This is a genomic window from Wenzhouxiangella sp. YN1 (assembly GCF_056324145.1).
Genome location: NZ_JBJNIO010000121.1, coordinates 1 through 7,150, shown reverse-complemented (window position 1 = coordinate 7,150; position 7,150 = coordinate 1). Strand labels below are relative to the sequence as shown.

6 protein-coding genes and 1 pseudogene are annotated in these 7,150 nt (G+C 55.5%); 3 read left to right on the top strand and 4 right to left on the bottom strand.

Features of this window, described 5'->3' with window-relative positions:
- A partial coding sequence (locus tag ACEWQZ_RS04200; protein ID WP_476481814.1) for a hypothetical protein occupies nt 1–227 on the bottom strand: 227 nt, incomplete at its 3' end.
- A 456-nt stretch (nt 228–683) separates the two neighbouring features.
- Between ACEWQZ_RS04200 and ACEWQZ_RS04195 the strand changes: the two genes are divergently transcribed.
- The 3 genes from ACEWQZ_RS04195 to ACEWQZ_RS04185 are packed head-to-tail and all read left to right on the top strand — an operon-like array spanning nt 684 to nt 5,452.
- A complete protein-coding gene (locus ACEWQZ_RS04195; protein ID WP_476481813.1) occupies nt 684–3,815 on the top strand; it encodes a type I restriction endonuclease subunit R in 3,132 nt (1,043 codons plus the stop codon).
- A gap of 17 nt (nt 3,816–3,832) precedes the next feature.
- Nucleotides 3,833–4,840, top strand: coding sequence for a hypothetical protein (locus ACEWQZ_RS04190; RefSeq protein ID WP_476481812.1), 1,008 nt, complete (start codon nt 3,833–3,835; stop codon nt 4,838–4,840).
- A gap of 42 nt (nt 4,841–4,882) precedes the next feature.
- Entirely contained in the window at nt 4,883–5,452 is a 570-nt protein-coding gene (locus ACEWQZ_RS04185; protein WP_476481811.1) for a hypothetical protein, read from the top strand.
- A 208-nt stretch (nt 5,453–5,660) separates the two neighbouring features.
- On the opposite strand, the gene ACEWQZ_RS04180 is transcribed toward ACEWQZ_RS04185, so the two are convergent.
- The 3 genes and pseudogenes from ACEWQZ_RS04180 to ACEWQZ_RS04170 all read right to left on the bottom strand — a co-directional run bounded on the left by ACEWQZ_RS04180 (nt 5,661) and on the right by ACEWQZ_RS04170 (nt 6,962).
- Nucleotides 5,661–5,942 carry a hypothetical protein gene (locus ACEWQZ_RS04180; protein ID WP_476481810.1) on the bottom strand — a complete coding sequence of 94 codons (282 nt, stop codon included), beginning with the start codon at nt 5,940–5,942 and terminating at the stop codon, nt 5,661–5,663.
- Between the two features lie 240 nt (nt 5,943–6,182).
- Nucleotides 6,183–6,362 (bottom strand): annotated as a pseudogene (locus ACEWQZ_RS04175) (tyrosine-type recombinase/integrase); the annotation flags it as partial.
- A gap of 60 nt (nt 6,363–6,422) precedes the next feature.
- Nucleotides 6,423–6,962: a hypothetical protein gene (locus ACEWQZ_RS04170; protein ID WP_476481809.1), complete on the bottom strand. Its 540-nt coding sequence runs from the start codon at nt 6,960–6,962 to the stop codon at nt 6,423–6,425.
- Nucleotides 6,963–7,150: the final 188 nt, after the last annotated feature.

The following is a 7,150-nucleotide window of genomic DNA, read 5'->3' as shown; positions in this document are numbered from 1 at the left end:
GCTGGCGCAGACTGCGGGGCTTCCGGCAACTGGCCGATGTCGTTGCCGGCGTGAAGTTCATCGACGGAATAGATGAACGCAAAATCAGCAGGGACGCCGCTTGATGAGCCAGTGGTCATACACCAGACTTGACAGTAACTCCCCTGCTGCAGCGTGTCGGCGTTTACATTGATCAGGATTCGACAGTATAAGGCACTGGGCCAAATGAATAACCAGGCATTTTCCATACGAATCCTCGTGCCCGACGGGGATCCTGACGGGTTTCGTAAGGTCAAGCGCTCAATCTGGATCATTAAGGCGCAGGCTTGAGGCGCTATTAATACGGGGGCTACCCTACATCATGACGGCAAAAGGAGCGTTCCATGAGTCACTCTGACGAAGTTAGGAGGTACTGCGGCGAAGTTTTGGTTCGTGCAGCGAGGGATCAGGGCCTGAAGGAAATCGAGCTTCGTGCAGGGGACGTTCATAATGACTTGGGGTTCAAGAGTCGATTACCGCTTGTGTGCTCGGCGCTCGGTTCCCGGAAGTTTGAAGAAGAGTACAGGCTTGAGCGGATTGCTGTTGAAAGACCACTGAATGGGGCGAATACACTCCTCCGTTTCAAGATTTTGCCGTAAGCTCTCTGTGCTACATTCTTTGGCGGCAATGTTGATCCAGGCATTTTCTCACGTCGGGGTGCATGCGTGGCAATCGTAACGGAGGATACCTACGAGCAGCACGCGCTGGCTACGCTGGCGGAATTGGGTTACGAGGTTCTGCACGGCCCGGACATCGCCCCGGACTCCGATGCACCGGTTCGCACAAGCTGGGACGAAGCGTACCTGGATTCGGTGCTGCTCGATCAGGTAGCGCGACTCAATCCTAATTTGCCCCGGCAGGCTGTCGATCAGGCTATCGGAGCCTTGAAACAGGCCGATGCCATCGATCTGGTTTCGCGCAACCGCAAAGTCTACAAGTGGCTACGGGACGGTCTGAAGGTCACGTTCCAGATTGGCGGAGAGGAGCGTACCGAGTTTGTTCGCCTGATTGACGTGCACGATTTCCGTGCCAATCGCTTCCATGCCGTCAACCAGCTCACCTTGCGCGGCAGCAAGCAGCCGCGGCGGCCAGATATCGTGCTGTTCGTCAACGGTATTCCGCTGTTGGTTTTCGAGCTCAAGAACCCGATCGACGTGAACGCTGACGTCTGGGCGGCCTGGCGGCAGATACAGACCTACAAGGAAGAGATCCCGCAGCTATTCGAGACCAACCTGGCGTGTGTGATCTCTGACGGCGAGGAAGCGCGCCTGGGCTCTCTGACGGCGCCGCGCGAGTGGTATTTGCGCTGGCGCGTAATCGAGAACGAGCGGGATCGCCCAAAGGGCATGCTCCCGCTGGAGATCCTGATTCGCGGCCTGTGCCGCCAGGACTACCTGATCGAGTATTTCCGGGATTTCGTGCTGTTCCAGGGCGACGGGCAGACGGCCAAGATCATTGCCCAGTACCACCAGTTCCACGGTGTGCGTGCGGCGGTATCCAGGACGCTCGAGGCGGCGCTGCCCGCGGGCGACAAGAAGGGCGGGGTGTTCTGGCACACGCAGGGATCGGGCAAGTCGCTCTCGGCGACCTTCTACGCGGGCATCCTGATGGAGCACCCGCAGATGAAGAATCCGACCATCGTGGTGGTCACCGATCGCAACGACCTGGATGGGCAGCTATTTCGGACATTCAGTCAAGCTTCCGATTTGTTGGCCGAGGAGCCGGAACAGGCCGAGTCACGCGATGATCTAAAACGCTTGCTGGATCAGCGTGCTTCGGGCGGGATCATTTTCACCACTATCCAGAAGTTCAGCCCGGACGAGCGAGGCGGCGAGTACCCGGCGCTGACGGATCGGCACAACGTCGTGGTGATTTCCGACGAGGCCCATCGCTCGCAGTACGGACTCAAGGCCCGGTTTGTGGAGAGCAAGGGGGATGCCCGTGGAAAGGTCGTGTGGGGCTATGCCAAGTATCTACGCGATGCGCTCCCCAATGCCACCATGCTGGGCCTGACCGGCACGCCGATCAGCACTGAGGAGCGCGACACTCGGGCGGTATTCGGCGACGAGGTCTCGATCTACGATATCGAGGATGCTCAGACCGATGGCGCGACGGTCCCAATCTACTACGAATCGCGCATGATCCCGCTGGAGGGTGAATTCGATCCCAAGGAGCTCGACGAGGGAGTCGACGAGGCTACCGAAGGCCTCGAGCTCGAGCGAGCCAACCGGGAGCGCTCGAAATGGGCGCAGCTTGAGGCGCTCGCCACTACGGACCAGCGCCTTGATCGGCTGGCCGATGATCTGCTGGCGCACTTCGACCTGCGTCTCCGCGCTCTCGAGGGCAAGGCCATGGCCGTCTGCATGAGCCGGCACGCCTGCGTGGCCCTGTACGACAAGATCATCGAGCGCCGTCCCGAGTGGCACAGCGAGGATCCCGGTCACGGGGTGGTCAAGGTGATCATGACCGCCAGCGCCTCCGATCCACCCGAGCTGCGCGCCCATCACACCAGCAAGCCGCAGAAGGATCAGATTGGAAACCGTCTGAGGAAGCCGAACGATGACCTGAAGCTGGTTTTGGTGCGGGATATGTGGCTGACCGGTTTCGATGCGCCGCCGCTGCACACGCTCTATATCGACAAGCCGATGAAAGGCGCCAACCTGATGCAGGCCATCGCCCGGGTCAATCGCGTGTTCCGCGACAAGCCCTCGGGGCTGGTGGTGGACTACATCGGCATCGCGCCGGAGCTGAAGAACGCCATCGGTGAGTACACACGCTCGGCCGGCAAGGGCCAGCCCGTCATCGACGTCGAGCAGGCGGTGCTGCTGGTGACCGAGAAGCTCGAGATTCTCCGCAAAATGTTGCACGGAATCGATTACTCGGATTTCCGCGACAATCCGCTGCCGCGTATGAGAGAAGCGATGGAGCACATCGCCGAGCTGGGGCAGCGCCAGGGCGCCGAGCGAGACGATCTCAAGCACAACGCCGCCATCAAGGACTTCGTGACACATGCAACTGTGCTGGCCAAGGCCCAGGCCATGGCCGGGGCGGACGATCGCGTCGCCGAGCTGGCCGAGGAGATCGGCTTTCTGCTGGGCGTGAGAGCGCTTCTCGTCAAGCACACGGGCGCCAAGGCCAGCCAGAGCAGGGAAGACCGCGAGTTGGCCCTCAGGCAGCTCCTGAGCGACGCTGTGGTCGCCGGAGAGGTCGTGGACGTCCAGAAACTGGCCGGCATCGACCGGCCGGACATCAGCATCCTGTCGGACGAGTTTCTCGAGGACGTGCGGAAGATGCCCCAGCGAAACCTGGCTGCCGAGCTGCTCGAGCGCCTGCTCGAGGACAAGATTCGCCTCCGCGGCAAGACGCACATCCAGCAGGAGAAGAAATACAGCGAGCTGCTCGACAACGCCCTGACCAAATACCGCAACCGCTCGATCGAGACCGCCCAGGTCATCGAGGAACTGATCGAAATCGCCCGCCAGATGCGTGAGGACGGCCCGCCGGAGGGTATGACCGACGAGGAATTCGCCTTCTACGGCGCCCTGCTGTGGAACGAGGAAGAAATCCGCGAGGGCATGGCCGATCATGCCCTGCGAGAGCTGGCGATCGAGCTTACAAAGCAGATCCGCGAGAGCGTCACAATCGACTGGACTCGGCGCAAGAGTGCCCGGGCGAAGATCATGCGCAAGGTGAAGGTGCTATTGAGGCGCTACAAATATCCGCCGGAGGGACAGGAAGAGGCCGTGGAGTACGTGCTTAAGCAGGCGGAGCGAATGGCTGACCTGTGGGTTAAATGACTTGATAGGAGCCGAGAATGAATAAGGTTGATAGTCTGCTGGTGATTGTTTTTACTCTATTAGCATGCACGAGTAGTGTTTATGCGGAAATCGAGTTTACAAACGCATTAGCAAGGGATGTAGGGAAGACATTTGGTTTTTATAAAGGCCAGCAATATGTATTAGACAAGCTGTCAGAGAAGTACCCGACGCTTTCAGGATTGTCCGAGATTTCTGAGAGGGAGTTTATGGCAGAGTTTGGGGCCGCTATAGATGCTATGGACAAATCCATGAAGGAGCATGGGGGAGGACAATGGGAACAAATAAAGAGCCAGCTGAATCAACAGATTGCAGATTCAATCAACCTCCAGGACTATAGTGAATCGGATGCCCGCAGATTTATCGAGATAGTCAGGGCAAGATCGCGTGGAGGTATCGAGTCACCTATCCTAGAGACACTTCTTCTTTTTAAGCCCGGCTATGGGGAAAACCCAGAACGGGAGTTTTATGACGGCTACAAGTACAAATTCACAAGTGATGGATCCGGCAAGGCAAAGGAAGTGCCTTTTTCCATCGAAATTCCTCGCACTTGGGCTTCCGAGGAGGGCGATCGACCTAACGTTGTGCGCAAGTTCGTAAGCGAGAACGGAAGAGGACTAGAAAGTATACTCGTGCTTATAAAGGAGATTCCGCTGCGCCCGGGCGAAGTGATTGACCAGCAGCTTTTGAAGGAGCTGAGCAGGCCAGAGCATGTGAGCGACTTGCTCCCCGAAGGTGCGAACCAAATCGTTGCCGATTCGATAACTCTAGAGCGACAGCCTGGCTTGAGGATTCGCTATAGCCTTTCTGTATCAAGGCTCCGTGGAGAGGCTGAGATGGAAACGGTGATGTACGTTATCTTCTATGAGGGAAGGATGATTCAGATTCAGGGGTCAGTTTTTTTGTCGATGAATGGCGATCCCATCGACAGGGGTGGACTAGACAGATATGAGCCATTGTTCGGTGCCGTGGCAAATAGTCTTATCCTGACTGGAATGTACGACTAGGAAGGGCTTCAATTTTTTTGGGTCTTTTGCAGGGAGTGCCATTTGACTGAAGGCGACTCAAAAATCAAGATTCTGCTTGGTCAGATACTTAGCGGAGTGGCCATTCTGGCATTTTTTGGTATCGGGCTTGTTCTATTCATCAAAGATGCAACCGTTACTGTCTGGCAGAGTCCTGACCAGCCAACCATGTATCAGGTTAGAGGGGGTGATGGAAGGTACCTCAGCATAGTCTTAACTCCTGGTAATTATGTCTACCTTCACTACGAAGATGCCAGGAGCAACTACGAAGAGGCAGCCCTTACGCTAATGAGGGGAAGTAAGGGAGATCGGCTTTTCTGGGGGCTTTGGAAACTGTCAGGTCCAGGGGAGAGTTCAATATTCGATTGGCGAATCTACGAAAGTGGGGTAGAGCCCTATACGCTGCAAATAGATTACTTGGACAAATTCCAGCGGGAAGGTGGCCAGGCCGTCTTTCCGGAGGAGGGAGATAGTGCCATTTCGGTCCTCTTGTTCGATGAGGGTCGAATGAAATTTGAAGGTATGTGGCTCAAAAAGCGGTCTGTAGACAGGTCTTTGTTATCGAACTTGCGTTCAGCTCTGAAGAAGACCTAAATTGGGCGCCCCGGAAGCAGCTGCAAGCCGGCTGTGCGTTCACGTGAACTCCCTTGCCTTTGATTACTTCGCCAGCTTTCTCCGTTTTGGCGCGACGCGCCTCCAGCACTATGGTTGGACTATATGAATGCGTCCGCTACACCAAGGCGGAATGTAGTTGTCGAACAGCTAGGCGTGCCTGACTGGTGCCTCTACTACCTTGGTGGGACTACCATACTCGACGCTTTTCGTAGCGGCAAATTCCCCAAGCAATAAACGCTACGACCCCAGGGACAATTGGTGACACTTGCTCCCCTTCTCCCGCCAGGAACCACAGAGGAGTAAACGCGATCATAAACGAGAGCAATGCAACTCCAATTGATGCCCCGTTTCCCAGCTTTTCCTTCTTGATGAAAAATCGAACAATAACGGCAGGTAGGATAAAAATCATGGCACCGACAACCATAAAAACCAGAGCCAAAAGCGCTTTAGCAGTTTCCTCTTCGTTCACGGTTTAGCCCCCTCCAAGCCTAAAGGCCTACATCTTGACTGCCGGGCGCGGCGCTGGCCCGGTCAGGTTCCCGCCTGACAATTGAAACAGGCGCAGATTAAGGTTGCCACTGCTGAAGGACGAATTCAATAGGAAATCTGCGTGGATCGCGATAGGAACTTCGCTGCCCCAGTTGCTCGAAGGGAGGCGGTGAGGTGGAATTTGCTCGCCCCCAGTGGGGGCCCAGGCAAGTTGTGGAGGTTACTCAATGGCTGCCCTGATCTGCTCAGCAGCGCTGTCAGCGGCTTTCTGGAGGGTGTCCTTAGTCAGGTGGCTGTAGCGCATCGTAACCTTCGGATCGGAGTGCCCCAGGGCCTGCTGGACCTCATATAGCGAGTGCCCGACGTTGACCAGCATCGAGGCGTAGGAATGGCGGAGATCGTGGAGCCGTAGACCGCAGAGGTTGCCGCGGAGCTAACCGGCGTCCGGTTTAACCCATGGTTATGTTCTCACGCCTCTGGCGGACGATATATACTCAAGAAGCGAAATCGGGATTTCATTTCCTCGCTGAAGTTGGCATAGAGAATAAAATCGGTCTTGATAATGAAACACCAAGCCCTTAATAAAGGCATTTTCATTCAGTATCCCGCTCCTTTGTAACGTGCCGTCAGAGTTTGGCCCACCCTCAAACTCTGGGAAGGTGGATATACTCGCCCCTATTGAACCAAATGCGATATGCCAAAATTCACCGCTTATGTTAGCCTTACTATCATAGTCATAAAACCGTTCCCGCACAGATTGTGCAGGTTCGGAAAGAATGGGCAAGTGCCCGCAAAGGTCAATTAAAAGAATGGTTGGCCCGATTTTGAACTGATCCTCTTTAATATTGTGTTCTATCTTTGAAATTAATTCCTCAATGACCAGCCGAGTTGACCGAGGATTGTATGGTCTATTTTCACTACGATATGGTGCTATTTCCTGTTCACCAAAACCTATGCCGCCGCGCTTCGAAGATTCCTCAGCCTTAATTGTCGAATTCATCCCCGATTCCATTATTTGCTTATGCTTTAGGAACCCCCCAACCATGTTTAACCCAGCTTATTCATCAGACTGCCTCTTTCACGCTGAGTCAAGCCGGCTTTGATGGATTTTGGTCACCCAGCTTGCAGGTTCGGCTCGATGGTGGGTCTGGATGGCATTGATTCGCCAGGATTTGGCATTTTTGAGGC